Origin of the sequence: Enterovibrio gelatinilyticus, from assembly GCF_028683095.1 — a bacterium.
GTDB classification, from domain to species: domain Bacteria; phylum Pseudomonadota; class Gammaproteobacteria; order Enterobacterales; family Vibrionaceae; genus Enterovibrio; species Enterovibrio gelatinilyticus.
This window is the reverse complement of sequence record NZ_JAJUBC010000010.1, coordinates 15,430-33,198: the sequence shown is the minus strand read 5'-3', so window position 1 is coordinate 33,198 and position 17,769 is coordinate 15,430. Positions and strand designations below refer to the sequence as shown.

Annotated in this window: 20 protein-coding genes; 9 read left to right on the top strand and 11 right to left on the bottom strand. The window is 47.9% G+C overall.

What is annotated here, in order from left to right; translation table 11 throughout:
- Positions 1 to 123 precede the first annotated feature (123 nt).
- Entirely contained in the window at positions 124 to 759 is a 636-nt protein-coding gene (gene rsmD, locus LRP50_RS10190) for a 16S rRNA (guanine(966)-N(2))-methyltransferase RsmD (protein ID WP_274164359.1), read from the top strand.
- A complete protein-coding gene (locus LRP50_RS10185) occupies positions 756 to 1,028 on the top strand; it encodes a DUF1145 domain-containing protein (protein WP_274164358.1) in 273 nt (90 codons plus the stop codon). The genes rsmD and LRP50_RS10185 overlap by 4 nt, the downstream gene beginning before the upstream one ends.
- A gap of 91 nt (positions 1,029 to 1,119) precedes the next feature.
- Here the strand turns inward: LRP50_RS10185 and LRP50_RS10180 are convergent, their stop codons facing one another.
- The 4 genes from LRP50_RS10180 to LRP50_RS10165 all read right to left on the bottom strand — a co-directional run bounded on the left by LRP50_RS10180 (position 1,120) and on the right by LRP50_RS10165 (position 3,068).
- On the bottom strand, positions 1,120 to 1,356 hold the full coding sequence (locus LRP50_RS10180; protein WP_274164357.1) for a YecH family metal-binding protein: 237 nt from the start codon (positions 1,354 to 1,356) through the stop codon (positions 1,120 to 1,122).
- Between the two features lie 83 nt (positions 1,357 to 1,439).
- Positions 1,440 to 1,751: a putative signal transducing protein gene (locus tag LRP50_RS10175; protein WP_274164356.1), complete on the bottom strand. Its 312-nt coding sequence runs from the start codon at positions 1,749 to 1,751 to the stop codon at positions 1,440 to 1,442.
- Between the two features lie 13 nt (positions 1,752 to 1,764).
- Positions 1,765 to 2,391, bottom strand: a complete 627-nt coding sequence (locus tag LRP50_RS10170) for a lysoplasmalogenase (protein WP_274164355.1) — start codon at positions 2,389 to 2,391, stop codon at positions 1,765 to 1,767.
- Between the two features lie 314 nt (positions 2,392 to 2,705).
- Positions 2,706 to 3,068, bottom strand: a complete 363-nt coding sequence (locus LRP50_RS10165) for a DUF4145 domain-containing protein (protein WP_274164354.1) — start codon at positions 3,066 to 3,068, stop codon at positions 2,706 to 2,708.
- A 234-nt stretch (positions 3,069 to 3,302) separates the two neighbouring features.
- Here LRP50_RS10165 and LRP50_RS10160 point away from each other — a divergent pair, with 234 nt between their 5' ends.
- Positions 3,303 to 3,641 carry a DUF2500 domain-containing protein gene (locus LRP50_RS10160; RefSeq protein WP_274164353.1) on the top strand — a complete coding sequence of 113 codons (339 nt, stop codon included), beginning with the start codon at positions 3,303 to 3,305 and terminating at the stop codon, positions 3,639 to 3,641.
- Here LRP50_RS10160 and LRP50_RS10155 read toward each other — a convergent pair whose 3' ends face one another.
- Positions 3,642 to 4,643, bottom strand: a complete 1,002-nt coding sequence (locus LRP50_RS10155; RefSeq protein ID WP_274164352.1) for an acyltransferase — start codon at positions 4,641 to 4,643, stop codon at positions 3,642 to 3,644. It abuts the gene before it with no gap.
- A gap of 234 nt (positions 4,644 to 4,877) precedes the next feature.
- Here LRP50_RS10155 and LRP50_RS10150 point away from each other — a divergent pair, with 234 nt between their 5' ends.
- The 3 genes from LRP50_RS10150 (at position 4,878) to LRP50_RS10140 (ending at position 8,640) form a co-directional block, all read left to right on the top strand.
- Positions 4,878 to 6,479: an AbgT family transporter gene (locus tag LRP50_RS10150; protein ID WP_274164351.1), complete on the top strand. Its 1,602-nt coding sequence runs from the start codon at positions 4,878 to 4,880 to the stop codon at positions 6,477 to 6,479.
- A 210-nt stretch (positions 6,480 to 6,689) separates the two neighbouring features.
- On the top strand, positions 6,690 to 7,697 hold the full coding sequence (locus LRP50_RS10145; protein WP_274164350.1) for an alpha/beta fold hydrolase: 1,008 nt from the start codon (positions 6,690 to 6,692) through the stop codon (positions 7,695 to 7,697).
- A gap of 145 nt (positions 7,698 to 7,842) precedes the next feature.
- The gene (locus LRP50_RS10140; protein ID WP_274164349.1) at positions 7,843 to 8,640 is read left to right on the top strand and encodes a Cof-type HAD-IIB family hydrolase; all 798 of its coding nucleotides are present in this window, start codon (positions 7,843 to 7,845) and stop codon (positions 8,638 to 8,640) included.
- Between the two features lie 77 nt (positions 8,641 to 8,717).
- Here the strand turns inward: LRP50_RS10140 and LRP50_RS10135 are convergent, their stop codons facing one another.
- Positions 8,718 to 9,182, bottom strand: a complete 465-nt coding sequence (locus tag LRP50_RS10135; protein WP_274164348.1) for an EVE domain-containing protein — start codon at positions 9,180 to 9,182, stop codon at positions 8,718 to 8,720.
- 114 nt (positions 9,183 to 9,296) lie between these two features.
- Here LRP50_RS10135 and LRP50_RS10130 point away from each other — a divergent pair, with 114 nt between their 5' ends.
- From LRP50_RS10130 to LRP50_RS10120, 3 genes are all read left to right on the top strand, one after another.
- Complete coding sequence (locus LRP50_RS10130; RefSeq protein WP_274164347.1) at positions 9,297 to 10,871, top strand: COG3650 family protein; 1,575 nt, start codon at positions 9,297 to 9,299, stop codon at positions 10,869 to 10,871.
- Between the two features lie 298 nt (positions 10,872 to 11,169).
- Entirely contained in the window at positions 11,170 to 11,781 is a 612-nt protein-coding gene (locus tag LRP50_RS10125) for a tRNA-uridine aminocarboxypropyltransferase (RefSeq protein ID WP_274164346.1), read from the top strand.
- A gap of 75 nt (positions 11,782 to 11,856) precedes the next feature.
- On the top strand, positions 11,857 to 13,299 hold the full coding sequence (locus LRP50_RS10120) for a coniferyl aldehyde dehydrogenase (protein WP_274164345.1): 1,443 nt from the start codon (positions 11,857 to 11,859) through the stop codon (positions 13,297 to 13,299).
- Positions 13,300 to 13,698: 399 nt separating this feature from the next.
- On the opposite strand, the gene cspE is transcribed toward LRP50_RS10120, so the two are convergent.
- The 5 genes from cspE to ftnA form a co-directional block, all read right to left on the bottom strand.
- Positions 13,699 to 13,911 (bottom strand): transcription antiterminator/RNA stability regulator CspE, encoded by a 213-nt coding sequence (gene cspE / locus LRP50_RS10115; protein ID WP_274164344.1) that lies wholly within the window; start codon positions 13,909 to 13,911, stop codon positions 13,699 to 13,701.
- A 363-nt stretch (positions 13,912 to 14,274) separates the two neighbouring features.
- A complete protein-coding gene (locus LRP50_RS10110; protein WP_274164343.1) occupies positions 14,275 to 15,459 on the bottom strand; it encodes a BaiN/RdsA family NAD(P)/FAD-dependent oxidoreductase in 1,185 nt (394 codons plus the stop codon).
- Positions 15,460 to 15,548: 89 nt separating this feature from the next.
- Positions 15,549 to 16,673, bottom strand: a complete 1,125-nt coding sequence (locus tag LRP50_RS10105; protein ID WP_274164342.1) for a mechanosensitive ion channel family protein — start codon at positions 16,671 to 16,673, stop codon at positions 15,549 to 15,551.
- Positions 16,674 to 16,774: 101 nt separating this feature from the next.
- Positions 16,775 to 17,116 carry a universal stress protein UspB gene (locus LRP50_RS10100; RefSeq protein ID WP_274164341.1) on the bottom strand — a complete coding sequence of 114 codons (342 nt, stop codon included), beginning with the start codon at positions 17,114 to 17,116 and terminating at the stop codon, positions 16,775 to 16,777.
- 56 nt (positions 17,117 to 17,172) lie between these two features.
- Positions 17,173 to 17,700 (bottom strand): non-heme ferritin, encoded by a 528-nt coding sequence (gene ftnA, locus LRP50_RS10095; protein WP_274164340.1) that lies wholly within the window; start codon positions 17,698 to 17,700, stop codon positions 17,173 to 17,175.
- Between the last annotated feature and the right edge of the window lie 69 nt (positions 17,701 to 17,769).

Genomic DNA, 17,769 nt, shown 5'->3' with positions numbered 1-17,769 from the left:
CGGCGAAAGAGGCCAAAAACCCTTACGTCGCTGATCATTTAATTAAGGGCAAATTGACCTTGAAAATGCTGAGCCGTTACCGAACCGACATATACTAACACCTTCTTGGCGGTCAAAAAATCTATGGTAAGACGTAACCCTAAAAACCCTGCAAAACAAACCCACAGCAGGGGCAATCAGCCTGCATCAAATACGGGGGGCGGTTCTGGTTTTGTCCGCATTATTTCTGGCAAATGGCGCGGCCGAAAATTGCCTGTGAAAAATGTAGAAGGCCTACGACCAACCACAGATCGTGTCAAAGAGACAGTTTTTAACTGGTTGGCAGCAGATTTACACCAAGCGAAATGCTTAGATGTATTCGCAGGAAGTGGTGGCTTGGGGCTTGAAGCCTTGTCTCGTCAGGCTGATCACGTCACCTTGTTAGAGTTAGACAAGGGTGCTGCGGCGCAAATTAACCAAAACCTCGCCACATTGAAAGCCGACAATGCTACCGTGCACAACACGGATGCTTTGCAATACCTATCGCAACCCGGTCAGCCGTTTGATGTGGTTTTTATCGACCCACCTTTTCGCAAAGAGTTGTTGAGTGACGCACTAGCCAAACTCGAGCACAATGGCTGGCTAAATAAAAATGCATTGATTTACATTGAGGCGGAAAAAGAACTCGGCTTGCCTGACGTTCCTGCCCACTGGGACATGATTAAGGAAAAACACGCCGGACAAGTGAGTTTCCGGTTGTATCTAAGAGAGGAAAAATGAAAGCACTCATCTTGTTAGCGAAAGCAGCCATTGGTTTTGTTTGGTTGGTTCTGATCGCCAATATCGTTTCACCCTTCCCTGGTGTAGCAGCAATGGCGCTGTATATCATGACCGCTTTCTTGTTCTGTATGCACGGCTTACAGATGCTGATATTCATCGGTGCATTTGGCGATAAGATCACCATGACCCGCTGGGAGAAATGGTCCATTTTGATTTTCGGTATCTTTGCCCTGCTCGATATTCGCCGCAAATATATGCTGAGCGAGTAATTCTGGCAGCGACGCGGTGACAATCTGATCAACCGCGACAAACAGCAAAAAGGCCTCATCGAGGCCTTTTTTTGAATTCATTAAATCGTTATCAGTGTTGGCAAACACGCGCTTCGTTCACCACTAATGAGCCTGCTTGCTCAAGAATTTTCTTACGTCGACGCAAAAATGCGAGAACTTCACTTAATGACAGACCATTTTGACTGCAAGTATGAAAACGCGCCGAGCTTCCCCATTGACCACTCACCCAATCAACCAATGCCTGTTCCGACACAGATTGAGCTTTGAGGTAATTGAGTACCTCATGAACATGAATTGACGCAGACATTCAAACTCCAACAGCGCACAACTTAAACGAAAGGCATAAAAACACACTCTCGTTACCACTACTTTGACATGCCGCAATCTTGATCAGGATTCATTACGCGGTGTACTGCATTGCCAGCAAATCTCAAAGCTACCGCTATTTTCTTCCTGACACGAGGAACAAAACCAAAGACTTTCTGCCTGCAATTCATATTGATGAAGCGCCTCTCGCGCTTTCTCTGAGCGCAGCACGTCCACCCATAAGGTCACTGCAACCACATCGGCAGGAAGCTCTCCGGTAGCACTCGACAGTGAATCACCTTTTAGCATGACGTCCATTCCCATGGCTTCAAGCATCCCTTTCAGGCTATGTGCTTCCAGTGAATTGCTTGCACTATACACTTGAACCCAAGACATCTTTGACTCCTTATTACCCAGAAATCGCGGACAACGTGATAAGACCTTGTGCGCAGAAATAGGTGCTCATCACTAAGACGACGGAAGCGCGAAACGGTCCTTTGAACCGCTCAAATGCCAGCACGGTATCCGACACCATAAACAACAACGCACCACCAAATGCGTAAGCAGCCATTTGGGAATGGGTATTCATCCAAAACTCACCCGCCCCCCACGCCATTTGCGCAATCACGGCAATATAAACACCAACAGGCACTAATAAAGGCCCAAGATTGGGAAGCAGTAAGAGAAAAATGATCACACTGGCAGCGCCAAGCAATGATGGCAACCACCAAACCATCGTCCCATCAAATTGCAGCCAGAAGGCGACACTATAGAAGATGTGAGCAACGAGAAAACTGAGAAGCCCAGGAATGAACCTGTCTTTTGGCAACATCAAGAATACGTCACCAAACAACGAGAACAGCAACCCCGCCAAGACTAAGTAGGCATAAGTGTTTGCTTCGCCACCAGTCACTACAATCAGCATCATCAATGCAATCGTCAATGGTTTGAACAGATAAAACTGCCAGCGAGGTCCCTTGTAAGCAGCATTGATGTGCAGTAGCCCTGAACACCAAACAGCAAGCCAACTCAACATGAATTCTTCCCTTAAATTGCAAGCCAACCAAGTCTAGGGATGCAATATGGAAAGTCCACCGCACATGTCTCAGAAAGCGAACCACGCATCAAATTCTAGGGTCGATAACATCTGAGAGTACGGGTGAAAAAAATCATAAGGCAGTACTGCCTATCCCCTTAAAAAGAGTAAGCCTTTTCATGTCACTGTTCGTCTTATTTTAGCGACGAAAACTGATAATTCGCACCGCAGAACCCCCTTATCGCACTACTCGCGGATACAAAAAAAGCACCGATACAGGTGCTCTTCTATTTAATTTCGCGTTATCGCGTCGATCAATTGCCGACGATATGGCGCCAGTTTTCGATATAAAACCATACCGCACCGGCGGTGACGGCAAAAATCAGGAAAATAGCCGCGCGCCAAATCATTCGGCTACTACGAGGTTGAAGTTCTTTTTCGCACTGCTTGCAGGCAGAAACAAAACCTCGCATGTCATCCACTTCGTAGCCATCTTCGTGCACTGCTTTATTTCTGATCGTGGCAACGAAGCGCAGTTTGGCAATTACGTCGTGGGGTAATCGCTCCTGACAACTGCTCACAAGTTCATGAAGCCCTCGCCCTTGGGCGTGGTAATGCTCTTTCAGCAAACGCTCCAGACGCCGACTTTGTCTCACAACAACTGCAATGTCATCCATGCTGGCCTCCTCGGGTCCGTCATTGAGCCGTGTCTATCACCCAATATATCTCTTTCCATTAGCTTACGTCATATCACTAAAAATGAGAAAACTCTTTAACTTCACTTACGTTAGCGTTAAATCTGACTCAGATAAGTGCTTTCGATCACGAATTTTTTCTGGTGAAGGTTTGTCAGCCCTTGTTCTGAAGTAGACTCACTGCCGGCCTTTTGTGGCCGGATTAAGGAGACAAACGTGCCCATTTCTGTGATTTTGCTCGTGATCGCCCTTGCTGTGATCGCTGGCGTCTACTTTGTATTCACCTTTCAAAAACACACTCTCGGACAAGGTGCAGAAGAGCGTGCTATCGACATTCGTATACTTGATAAACAGGCCGTTGCCCTACCAAGTGATGAACAACACCAAGATCCTGAAGAGTATTGGATTTATGTCGAGCCCATGTCAGGGGGCCCGAAACGCGAATTCCAAGTTGGTATTCACTACTACCATGCTCTGCAGCCAGGAGATTGTGGTCGACTGACCTACCGTGGTTCGGACTTTGTTCACTTTGCCAAACTACAAACCATTCAGTGATCACGGCACGAGCCAAGCAGTAACCCGCCACCTCGACAATCCGACACTGGCCCAATATGACAATGCAAACACGGCCAGTGTCACCAATGGAATACTCAGCCACGCCATGCCAAACACCATGTTGGCCTCTCTCAGTGGCCATAAGAAAATGGGATGTATCAAGTAAATACCGAGTGAGTGTCGGCTCACCGCAGTGATCCGCTTTTGCCATTTCTCAGACACGTTTTCTGCCCAGCGCTTACACAGCACAAACACCATGGTGGCGATCAGCACAGTGTTGACTGTTTTATAGGAAAACCAACCCGCACTTGTGTATGACCCTTTTGAGACACTTTGAGAAATCGCCGTGTACTCTGTCGCCACCAGCGCCAGCACACCGATAAAGAACAATAATTTGAACGGTGCTTCGTACTTGTGCAGTGCATAGCCCAGCATTAAGTAGCCCCCGTACAGCACAAAATCCTCAACCAGCCCCAAGTCCATCCCCATTAGCCTAGCGGTGTATAAGCCAAGCCATATTGCTAACAAGGCATTATAGGCATCTGGCGATTTTTGCTGTGCCATAGGCCGTAATATTGGAATTAGAAGATATAGCGGCAGAAAATAGTAGAAAAATCCCAGATGATAGTACGTTTCTTCCACTGGAAATTGCATCAATCGCTGTACGGTTTCTGACCAATTTACATTTTGTAACGATATCGCCGCCAAAACCGCATAAAAAACAGACCAAATAACAAAGGGTACAAACACTTTCATGACTCGGCGTTTCACAAAATACGATGCGGAAAACGAACGAGTGTCCGACAGCATTAATGCACCTGTGATCATAATGAAAACAGGCACCGCCCAACGACTTGCACCATTAATTGAAATGGCGGAGAGCCAGTCACTCACTGGAATATCGCCCACAATGTAGCGATATGGCCCCAACACATGGATTGCGATCACTGCAATCGCGGCGACCACACGCAACAGTTCAATATAAAAGACTTTTTTCTGCATCTTATCTTCCGAGAGTGGCACAACCGCACCGATTGATATTGGAATTGTAAACCTGCTGACAATTTAGCCAAACCGAACAAAAACCAAACAACATTTGACGCCAAATGTTGCATTTCATTTAAATAATATGGCTGATTTATTGTCATTTGGTAGCAGTAAGTATTGCATTGACCCTTTTTTATGACCTAGCATGCTCCCAACAAAAATGGAAAGTTGTCTAACATGGAGGAACTGATGCAGACATCAGCTTCGCAACACCACAATGGCGGGAAGCCGAAAAAATCACTTTTTTCCCGTTTTCTCGATTCCGTAGAATTTCTCGGTAACTTGCTTCCACACCCCGTCACTTTGTTCGCCATCTTGTGTGTGGTCATTTTCTTTGCATCTGGTATTGCAGGTTACTTCGGCATGTCTGTTGCCGATCCTCGTCCTGAAGGCACAGCCGGACGCGCTGCCGATGGCATGATCTATGTGAAAAGCCTGCTAAACGCAGAAGGCGTTCAACTGATTGTGACCAACCTAGTGAAAAACTTCACTGGTTTTGCCCCCCTAGGCACAGTATTAGTTGCCATGATGGGTGTCGCCGTCGCTGAACACTCAGGTCTGTTGTCCGCCACCATGCGTTCAATGGTTATGGGCGCGTCAGCGCGTATGGTAACCCTGACGGTGGTCTTCGCTGGTATCGTATCAAACACCGCGTCAGAGCTTGGCTATGTGGTACTGATCCCACTGGCTGCGATGATATTCCACTCGTTAGGGCGTCACCCGCTGGCAGGCCTTGCCGCTGCATTTGCCGGTGTTTCCGGTGGTTACTCCGCTAACTTGCTGTTGGGTACCGTCGATCCGCTACTATCAGGTATCACCGAAACCTCAGCACAGATGATTGACCCAAGCTATACCGTCGGCCCTGAAGCGAACTGGTACTTCATGTTTGCCTCAACCTTCCTTATCACCATCCTTGGTGCGTGGGTCACAGAGAAAATCGTTGAACCGAAGTTGGGCAAATACGACCAATCTATGGCGGCAGAAGACTTTGAAGCCAAAGAAGCAGGGAAAGTCACCGACCTTGAAAGACGCGGTATGCGCAATGCTGGTATCGCAGCATTGGTTGTCTCTGCATTACTCGCACTGACCATCGTGCCTGAGTGGGGTATCCTGCGTCACCCTGAAACTGGCGCGGTCGCGGGTTCACCGTTCTTGAAAGGTATCGTCGCGTTTATTCTGGTGTTCTTTGCTGTCCCTGGTTACGTCTACGGTAAAACCGTCGGCACCATGAATAATGACCGTGACGTCATTGACGCGATGGCGAAGTCCATCAGCGCCATGGGTCTGTACATTGTTCTCGTCTTCTTTGCTGCGCAATTTGTTGCCCTGTTTAAATGGACGAACTTCGGCCAAGTCATCGCGGTAGGTGGTGCAGACTTTCTACAAAACATCGGTCTGACTGGGCCAATGCTGTTCTTTGCTTTCATTATTATGTGCGGCATCATCAACCTGACACTCGGTTCGGCGTCTGCACAGTGGGCAGTAACGGCACCAATATTCGTTCCAATGCTGATGCTAGTTGGTTACGCACCGGAAACCATTCAAGCGGCTTACCGTATCGGTGACTCAGTGACGAACCTTATCACCCCGATGATGAGTTACTTTGGCCTGATTCTGGCGGTGGCTTCTCGATATAAGCGCGACTTGGGTATCGGTACCTTAATAGCCACCATGCTGCCTTACAGCCTGATATTCCTTGTTGGCTGGAGCGTGTTCTTCTACCTGTGGGTGTTTGTTGCAGGTATGCCAGTCGGCCCAGGCTCAGCCACTTACTTTAACTTCGCGCAATAAAGTCATTCGACGTAATAGTACAATTCGCATGAAGACCAAACAGCCAGCCTTTGCTGGCTGTTTTTGTTTGTGACTATTTGTGGTTTCTATTCGCCTAAATCTTGTCTCAACGAACGGTATCAGCATCTATCCGCGAGATTGGCTAACACTTAACCAAGCACTTCTCGCCTGTCGTGATATGCTAAATAAAAACCCCAGAGCGGAATGTACATGTCAATTGAACGCCCTTTTTTATTTTCTCGCGAAGATGAACTCAACAATACAATGACGGATCAGATTGCCCCTTTTTGGGCAACGCGTCAGCAAGGGCAAGTCATTGGTCAAGATGGCCTGCGTCTGAAGTGGTGTGCCTTTACTAAGCCAGAACACACTCGCGCTATTGTGGTGGTCAATGGTCGCATTGAGTCAGTAGAAAAATATCAGGAAGTGTTTTTCGACTTATTCCAACAAGGGTATGACGTTTACAGCTGCGATCACCGTGGTCAGGGGCACAGTCATCGTTTAGTGACAGGCAGTGACATTGGCCATGTGGTCGAGTTTGAGCACTATGTTGACGATCTCGAAACCTTTATTGACGAAGTCGTCACACAAAAGCCTCACCAGCAACGCATGATCCTCGCTCATTCAATGGGTGGTGCTATCTCCACGCTTTATGCCGCGAGAAAGCCAGCGGCAATCGATGCGTTAGTATTGAGTGCCCCGATGTTTGGCATCAACCTGTCTCCACTATTGCAAAAAGCGGCCAAGCCTCTCTGTCGTTTGTTGTCTGAGATCCATCACCCTGCAGGCTATGCTCCGGGACAAGTGCCTTATTGGTTAAAGCCGTTTAAGCACAATTTACTGACAAGTTCTCATCCGCGCTACCAATGGTTTCGCGACCTGTATGAAGATAATAGTACACTTAAGGTGGGTGGCCCCAGCACGCAATGGATTTGGCAAAGTCTGTCAGCCTGCGAACGTGCACTAGATGCAGCAAACATCATCGACATGCCCATTTTATTGATGCAAGCAGCGCGTGATGAAGTGGTGTGCAACCATGCTATGTTCGAATTCCACCGTAAACGTCAGGCGGCAAGTCTGCCCATCCAATTTGAGATAGTCGCAGATTCTCGCCACGAACTGCTGTTTGAGAAAGACCCTATTCGTGACGCGGCATTGAGCTTATGTCTCAAATTTTTCAATGACATGGATACCACACCCTTAGAGCAGTCGGCGTAATCAACGGATCGATTCTCGCCAATGCAAGTTGCCGGTTATTTAACCTAAACAGGAAAAAAACGCCGGCAATTTGATCCCTTTTCTTTCTCGGGTGCTTCGATACACTGGGGATGTATTGCATATCCTTTTTAAATTTGAGGTACACATGTACAGAATCGTTGCATCCGATCTCGATGGCACTCTGCTGACTCCCGAACATAGCATCGCCCCATACACACGCGATGTCCTTCAGCGCCTGCATCAAAAAGGCGAACACTTTGTCTTCGCAACGGGCCGTCACCATATCGATGTGGCACACATTCGACAAAACGTGGGTATTCCAGCTTTCATGATCACCTCAAACGGTGCTCGCGTTCATGATGCTGACGATAACCTGATATTTAGCCGAAATGTCGATCCCGCGCTAATTCCTGAGCTGATCAATATGGTGAAAGACGATGAAACCGTCACTATCCATATCTACCGTGAAAACGATTGGTTGCTCAACCGCATTGATGAAGATCTTGCGAAATACCACAAAGATTCTGGCTTTAGTGCAGAGCTATTTGACCCAGAGAATCCGCCGCTAGAAGACGTGGCCAAAATCTTCTTCATTCGTCATGACCACGACTACCTAACGACTTACGAACACAAGCTTGTTGAAAAGTTTGGCGACAAAGTCAGCGTGGCATTTTCAACGCCTTTTTGTCTTGAAGTCATGGGCGCAGGCGTATCGAAAGGAGATGCACTTAAAGCTGTCGCGGAAATCAAAGGCTTTAGCCTCGAAGAGTGCATCGCATTTGGCGATGGCATGAACGACGTAGAAATGCTGACGGCGGCGAAAAAAGGTTTGGTCATGGAAACGGCGCACCCTCGCGTGAAGGCTACACTACCAAACAACGAAGTCATTGGTAGCCATGCAGACGAAGCCGTTGCTCGCTACCTTGAGAAGCACCTGCTGTAAGCACGGAGCTTGCTCGCATACATCCCAACGGTAGCGCTCCCCCCGCTGCCGTTTTCTTTTTTTGTTCGACTCGTTCGTTACCTGATTGGCGTTGCTGACATGGCAAGGATCTCATTCCACTGCATGTCCGTGACAGGCATGATGCTGAGCCGACTGCCTTTCTTCACCAGTGGCATTTCCTCTAACGCTGGGTTGGACTTGATGCGCGCCAAAGAGACATAACGCAGATGCTGGCGATATTCGATATCAACCATGATCCAGCGAGGATTTTCAGGGGAGCTTTTGGGATCAAAGTACGGGCTTTCAGGGTCAAACTGGAAATGATCGGGATAGGCTTCTTTCACCACTTCTCCGATCCCCACCACGCCAACGTCTTTACATGACGAGTGATAAATCAACACCAAATCCCCAAGCGTCATACCATCGCGCATCATGTTTCGTGCTTGATAATTTCGAACACCTTCCCAACAAGAGACCTTTTGCTGTTTTAAAGTGTCTATAGAAAAAGTATCTGGCTCGGTTTTTAACAGCCAATACGCCATAATTCCCCCCAATTGGTGTGAATGCCATCATCAAGGCTGTATACCCAAGTAACCTGAAGAAGCAGGATTCTTCGGTATACCCTGTTAGCTAATGAAAGAGAAGAGGAATCTCCGTTGCCAACCTCAAACTGTCGCCTTATCAAAACACTGAGCATCGCGAGTGCGATTAGCTTGCTTTCGGCCTGTAGCCTGTCACCCTCGGGCCCCGTCGAACTGGGCAACTCGGACGACTTATCCCCGCAGGCATCCCAAAAGGCATCCGACCAAGCCGTTAAGCCGCCATCAATCCAACGCTTTATGTTGCGCGGCGAAGTAACACTGGGACACGAGGCTCGAGCCATTACCCCCTGTGGTAGTAATAGCCAATATTGGCTGCAGTTTGATCCCGCCACGGCTCAACAAAGCATGGCGCTGAGTTCAAGTCCGTACAACACCATTTATGGCGAAGTGATTGGTGAATTTGTCGCTCCGCCACACGATGGATTTGCTGCAGATTACCCAGCAAGCTTTAAAGTCACGCAACTCAATCTCATGTCTGCTGAAATTGATGGCTGTCAGCAACGTCGCAATCTCACTGTGGCGTCAGGGACTGAACCGTTTTGGTCAGTGTCGATCTCTAGCAATACACTGCAATTAAGTCGCTTGGGCTTTGAAAGTGAAAACTTCACGCTCAAGGAACGTCATATCAGCCAAGAAGCTCGTATTTACCACGCAGAAGGTGCCACATTGACACTTCGCCCTGCACTGTGTAGCGATGGCATGAGTGACAGTATCTATGGCTGGACATCCACATTCACCAAAGGCAATCAGTCATGGGAAGGCTGTGCCACCTTGTCAGCCAATGATCCCACCCAAGCTTGGGTCGGCGATTATCAAGGCATCACAACACAAGGAGAGGTTCGACTCACCACCACCGTCACCCTCAATGCTGATCATTCGGCGACCACACGCTACCAGCAAGTCAATGAGCCTGATATCGAAGAAACGGGCGTATGGCAACAAGTCAGCCCCAATGAAGTTCAAGTGATGATGACGCGTCATCAAGGGCAATATCTGGTCAGTGAGCGCGTATTTCAGCGCAATGGTTTAACACTCACGGCGAAAACTGAAACCGTCAATGGCCGCGAGTACAGCTTAGGCACAGAAGGGTTGGCCTTATCATTGATGGTAGGCAGTGAAGTAACCGCCGTGTCTGCCACGGGCTCAAAGGTAACCTCTTACGGCGTCGAAGGCTCTGCAATCTATAACCCAGACGTGGATGCGGCACTGCTGGCATACCTTGGCGATGCCGCCAAGGAAGCTGCAGGCATGCGTTATCGTTGGTTAACGCAAGACCTCAATGATGATGGCGAAGACGAACTTTTCGTTTTTACCGATTGGTGCGGCACCGGTGGATGTACATTGTTGGTGTTTGCCAACCAAAACGGTGATTGGGTCTTCAACAGTCGCATCACATTGGTGCATTTACCCTTCCAGCTAGGAAGCATCACACAGAACGGCTGGCGTGATTTGATCATGCCAGTGGGTGGGGGCGGTGCGAAAGCCTCCACACGCGTGCTCATGTTTGACGGAAAACGCTATCCGAGCAACCCTTCGCTGGCCCCTGAAGTGAGCCTTCCTGATGAAAGTGATACCTATTTGTTTGCTGACGGCATATACCCTCAACAACAAGGCATCACCTTCAAATAACACCATGACGAAAATCATCACTAGGGTCTGTTGATCTTTGGTGATGATTTTTGCAGCAGTTTGTGGCGGCTTTATACAAGGCAGAGGCTACGATGTGTAGTGGCCTACATGAGAAGTCGATAACGCAGGAGAAAGTCGCCACAAACGCTGCCCGAAGGGTTCTGCCAAAAGCGTTTTATGCTTTGTTGAGGCGTGTTTGCTTAGAATGACTAGGCGGCACACACCTCGCCTCGCCTAAACGCTTTTAGCTAGAACAAAATTTAGCCACCAAAGATCAACAGACCCTAAGGAAACCATTTTGTCGACCAAACCAGCACCGTGCCAAGGCTGTGGCTTTCATTACAATTGCTTATGCGAGCATACTCCATCGCTAACCAGCGAGTTGCGTATTGAGCTATTAATGCACGAAACCGAAGCTCAACGCACGAGCAACACCGGTCGGCTTTTGGAGGCGGCATTACCTCATTGCCGCCGCCATATTTGGCAGCGAAAAACGCCACCGTCAGAGTTGCTCACCCTGCTGGCTGATCCCGCAGTTCAGCCTTTCTTGGTCTTCCCAAGCGATACCGCGCAGCCACTCGATAAGGTCGTATCTCGCCAATCATCCGCGTCATACGCCAAGCCGCTGCATTTCATTATTGTGGATGCGACCTGGCAACAGGCTAGGAAAATGCTTCGTCAAAGCCCTTGGCTAGAGGATGTCCCAACGGTAACGTTGCCCGAAGGACTGACAACCCGCTATTCATTGCGCCGTAATCAACCCTCGGGGTCGCTCTGTACTTGTGAGGTAGGTATTGAACTCATGGCCGCATTGGGTGAGAAAAAAAATGCCAGCATCATGTCGACATATTTAGAGCAATTCATGCGTATTTTCGAATCAGATCGCCAGCACATTGCAGTAACACCGTAATATGTATCAAATTTGCAAATTTTTGCGACACAATTTAATGTAGCGCTAGGCATATCGCATGAAGGACGCGTAAACATGACAGTGGTCTCAATGGCCAATCCAATGCCAGTTCAACAACAAATTGAGTTGTTGGAAGCACAGTTTTCTAAACAAGTCGGCTTGAGTCGTCAGGTTTCCGATAGTAGCTATGCCCAACGCATTGATGATTTGACTCGCCTTCAATCCGCGCTAAGTAAGCATGCTGATGCGCTGGTTAATGCCTTATCGCAAGATTATGGTCATCGCAGCCACACCGACAGCTTGATGGCTGACATCATGCCTTGCTTTCAAATGCTCAGGTATACCAAGCGCAAATTAAAGCGCTGGATGAAGCCTTCACGCCGCTCTGCTGGGCTATTACTTACACCGGCTAAAGTAGAGGTGCATTACCAACCTCTTGGTGTGGTGGGTATCATCGTGCCGTGGAATTTTCCCATCACGTTAAGCCTTATCCCACTGATGACAGCGATCGCCGCCGGCAACCGCGTGATGCTGAAAATGAGCGAGTTTACCCCGCTCACCAATCAAGCGTTAAAAGCCCTACTAAGCGATGCCTTTTCCGAAGACCAAGTCACTGTTGTGGAAGGTGAGGTTGAGGTAGCGACAGCATTTACCCAACTCCCTTTTGATCACCTGCTGTTCACCGGTTCTACCGAAGTGGGTAAGAAAGTGATGGAAGCAGCAGCCGCCAACCTAACGCCAGTCACACTGGAGTTAGGTGGAAAATCTCCGGTGATCATTGCGCCTGACATCTCCCCTGCACTGGCGGCTGAACGACTAATATTTGGCAAAAACCTCAATGCGGGACAAATCTGTGTCGCACCTGACCATGTATTTATTCACGAAGATAAATTGGATGAGGTGATCGAAGCGCTGCGAGCTCAGTGGCAAGCCGCCTATCCAAAAGGCATACAAAGTGATGATCGCACTGCCATTATTAATGACCGCCAATTCGCAAGGCTTGAGTCACTGATTGATGATGCCAAACAGCGCGACATTAACGTCATTCCACTTAGCGATATCGCATCCTTACCAGAATCACGGAAAATGGCGCTTCATCTAGTGATCAACCCACCCGAAGAAAGCGCCATCATGCAGGAAGAAATCTTTGGCCCTCTGCTGCCCATCATTACCTATCAAGATGTGCATGATGTCATTAATACAGTAAAGGAAATGCCGCGCCCTCTCGCCCTGTATTTGATGACCTTCGATGAGAACTTCACACGTCATGTGATCCGCCATACCCACTCGGGCTCTATCGCGATCAATGACACCATCATGCAAGTGGCGGTCGACGATGCGCCATTCGGCGGTGTTGGGCCGTCAGGGCTCGGGAGTTACCACGGTATTGAAGGGTTTCGTACATTCAGCCATGCCAAAACCGTTTTCACCCGCGGGAAGCTCAACCCAGGACAGCTCATGACTCCCCCTTATGGAAAGTGGTGGCAGAAGATCATGTTTAAGCTGTTTTTGCGATAGATTTACGCCCAAGGGTCTGGTCTGCAACAACAGACCCTTTTGGTAACTGTGTTTCGTATTATTTCGGTTAAGTCCCTTCGAGCAGATATCATCACATCATCGCAAATGGGTGCTGCCTTCGGGTAGCGCCTTTTTTGTTCATAATACCGCTTAACACGCAGTTCGTTGCGTTAAGTGGCTAAACGACTTATCGAAATAGCGGCATAAATATAAGCGGCTAATAAATATAATTGGGATAAAAATATCGACTGAAATTGCGCAAAGAAGCACATGAAGAGAATTTAAACAGGAGATTGAGAAGCGTTAGAAAGTATTACGAAGAAGGTATATATAGTGGATTTGGCGAATTTTAGACATAAAAAAACGCAGATGGATAACCATCTGCGTCTTCTTTCGAAATTATAGAGCTACTACGTTCGCAGCTTGTGGGCCTTTTTGGCCTTGCTCAACTTCGAAAGATACTTTCTGACCTTCAGACAGAGTCTTGAAGCCTTCAGAAGCGATTGCACGGAAGTGAACGAATACGTCAGCACCGCCGTTGTCTTGAGTGATGAAACCGAAACCTTTCTCTTCGTTAAACCACTTTACCAGACCAGTTGTTTTGTTAGACATTGTGTGTCCCTTAATTTATTAATTCATAAGAAATTCGCAATAATGCGATGCACTGAGAACCTGAATTATTGAATGTTACGATGAAGCTAAGGGAAACGCAGAGGGCACAACAATGGAAGGCAAACTGAATTTTTACTTTTACTTTCGTGTTTCATTAATAACCCTGCACAACAGAGCGAGGTGAATAATACTCGAACAGTTATTTTTGTAAAGGTTTATTTTGAGGGTTTAAAACATCGTGTCAGCGCGTAGAAAAAAAGCTGTGTTTCATCACATTAATGGAGCCTTAAAAAGACTCCATCTTGATTGTTTTTCAATTAGTTACGTCCAAACCCGTCAGTCATGATCCGTGACGGTCACACATCAAACATGTTGCCCTGCAACCCAACCTGAGCTCCAAGCCCACTGAAAATTATAGCCACCTAACCAGCCTGATACATCCATGACTTCGCCAACAAAATAAAGCCCAGAGACATTCTTTGTCTCCATGGTTTTTGATGATAATTCGTCTGTATCCACGCCACCTAAGGTCACTTCCGCCGTGCGGTAGCCTTCAGTGCCGTTAGGCGCAATGTTCCATTGGTGCAGGTACTCTGCGAGCTTTTCAATGTCTTTCGGATTTAACTGCTTAAGCGGTTTATCTTCAATATCACCGCGCGTGATCATCGCTTCAACCAAGCGCTTAGGCAGTAAGCGGGACAAGCTATTCTTCAAGCTCTGAGCAGGATGCTTCTCTCGCATGGCATTCAATGTGTCTACCACGTCCAAATCCGGCAGCAGGTTCACCGTCACCTTCTCTCCTGGCACCCAGTAAGAGCTGATTTGCAGCACAACAGGGCCAGACAGACCACGATGGGTGAACAAGAGGTTTTCTTTAAACGTCACGTCGTTTTCTGACGTGACAGTAACCGGTATCGCAATGCCTGACAGATCGGAAAACGCCGCTTTGTCTTTATCATGCAGCGTGAACGGTACTAAGCCAGCGGTGGTAGGGATTCGCGCTAGGCCAAATTGTTCCGCGATTTGATAGCCAAACGGCGTCGCACCCAATTTAGGCATGGACAACCCTCCGGTAGCAACGACCAGTGATTGGCAAGCTACGGTGTCGGTATCCAGTTTTAAGGTAAAACCTTCGTCTGTTTTTTCGATGTCATGCACGTCACAACGGTAACGCTGCTCAACATTCGGTAAATTACACTCTTTTAGCAGCATTTCGACGATATCTTTCGCCGAATCAATGCAAAACAATTGGCCGTGATCGCGCTCTTCCCACGCAATGCCATGCTCATTAACCATGGAGAAGAAATCCCACTGGCTATATTGCGCCAATGCCGATTTAGCAAAGTGCGGGTTACGACAAACAAAGTTCGCCGCTGTGACGTCGTAGTTGGTGAAGTTGCAACGACCACCACCGGAGATAAGAATTTTTCGTCCCGGTTTTTTGCCATTGTCGACCACCAGCACGGAACGACCGCGCTTACCTGCTTGCGCGGCGCACATCAGGCCTGCGGCACCTGCACCAATGATCACCACATCAACTTGCTTCATCACTACACTCTACTGCTTCAATTCGGTCTGGTTTCAAATAGGGCGGCATTGTAGCCGCCCTGATCACCTTGAGCCAGTGAGTTTACCACTCATGGCGTATTTGATGTGCCGCCAATGGCCTCAGGCACGGGGATGGCAGCCTCGATAGCCTCGTCTTTATCAAAGGAGATGGTGCGTGATGGGAAGGCAAAGTCAGCGCCATGTGCATGAACAATTTCAACAATCTTCAGCATCACGTCTTGTTTGACTTCATGGTAACGCGCCCAATTGACGGTCTTGGTAAACGTATAAATAAAGAAGTTCAGCGATGAACCAGCAAAAGCATCGAAGTTCACCATCAAGGTTGAACGTTGTTCTATGTCAGGATGTGTCTCGAGCATGACTTTAACATCCGCCACAATGGCCGCCATCTTGCTGGCATCTTTGTAACGAAGCCCGATGGTTTCATTGATACGTCGATGCTGCATTCGTGAAGGGTTTTGTACCACAATGCTACTGAAAACAGAGTTGGGTACGTATAACGGGCGACTTTCAAAGGTGCGTATCATGGTCATGCGCATACCAATGCGCTCAACCGTTCCTTCTATATTTCTATCAGGTGAGCTAATCCAATCCCCAACGCTAAAAGGACGGTCAAAGTAGATCATCAAACCGCCAAAGAAGTTTGACAGTAAGTCTTTCGCTGCAAGGCCAACAATTAACCCGCCAACACCGCCAAAGGTCAGCAACCCCGTCAAGCTAATCCCAAACGCCTGCAATGCCGTCAGTACGCCGATAACCGCTAGGAGCAAGCGCAGCACATGTCCCATGGCAGACACGGTAGTTTGGTCGCGAGTATCGGATTTCATCAAGTAGGCTTCAATGCGATTAACCAAGCGCAACATGATCCAAAGAATGACAGCGAATACCATCACTCTCCTGGAGATAAACAGCCAACTCTCACCTGTTTTTTCAGTGACGGCTATTACGCTGTCCAGCACAAAACTAGAGGGCCACAACCAAATCAATACACTGATGGGAACGCTGACCGATTGCAGCATGATGGTGTCCCATTCCGTTTTGGTTTTCATCGATATCGCGACCAAGCGCCCAAACACAACTCGCCAAACAAGCCATGCAAACGCTGCCATCGCGAGTAGTACTGCAATATGTTCAAGCCAAGCAAAATTGAGCTCTTCCGAACTCGAGCGCCACCACGCCAAAAATCCATCCACGTCGTTGTCCTTTCATTTATCGATGTTTTTCTTGGTAAAGAGGGTATCAAAAAAAACGCCAACATCTGTCGGCGTTTTTTTGTTATGCGCTAAGAAGGAACTTAAAGACCAGTGAACGCCACAAAAAAGAGTGAAAAAATCAAAGCGAGTACAAGGGCGGTCGATAGAATGAACAAGTGTCTGACTTTATTGCACTTAGCAATAAATGCCCCATCATGGTGATGGAGATATTCCTGACAGCGAATATAGTGAAACAATCGCTTTTGGCGGCTGATGTCGCCCTGAGAGGAGAAAAAGTTACTACTACCACGGTTCATTTGCTGATACAGCAACGGATTGGCTTCACGCATCATCACGAGTAGCGCCCGAAGCGAACTCAAATAGCGCAGTATGTTCGCTAGCGCGACGAAAAAAATTGCAATAATTAAGGCGTCTCCGCTCATGGTTTCATCTCCCATTATTAACGATGGGAAGCCCGAGCGAAGACACGATAATAGTGTTACGCCACGGGGCTATCCATCACAGAAGTAGGCGCTTGTTTTGCCATCTCTGCCAAATCTTTATCAATGAAGAACAGGGCTTTTCCGTCTTCCCCTACCAGTTCAATTTTGTCGATAACACTTTTGAATAATTTTTCTTCTTCGTGTTGCTCGGCGACATACCATTGCAGGAAGTTGAACGTAGAATAATCCTGCGTGGTGAACGCCACATGTGCCAAATGGTTAATTTTCTCAGTAATGAGTTGCTCATGTTTGTACGTTTCACGAAACACTTCGCCGAGTGATTCAAAATGGTGACGCGGCGCTTCAATCGTGCCAAGAATTGGCATTGCACCTGTCTCGCTCACGTAAGTGAATAAGCGCTGCATATGCTCCATTTCTTCTTGCGCATGCTTACGCATAAACTGCGCTGCACCTTCAAACCCTCTGTCTTCACACCAAGCACTCATTTGTAAGTATAGATTTGATGAAAAAAACTCCAAATTAATCTGAGCATTCAGTTGGTCAATCATTGGTTTTGCTAGCATGAACTGTATCCCTTCTCTTCAATATAATGGGCATTTTGTCTGGCAAGCGTTTGTATTTCAACCCTCACA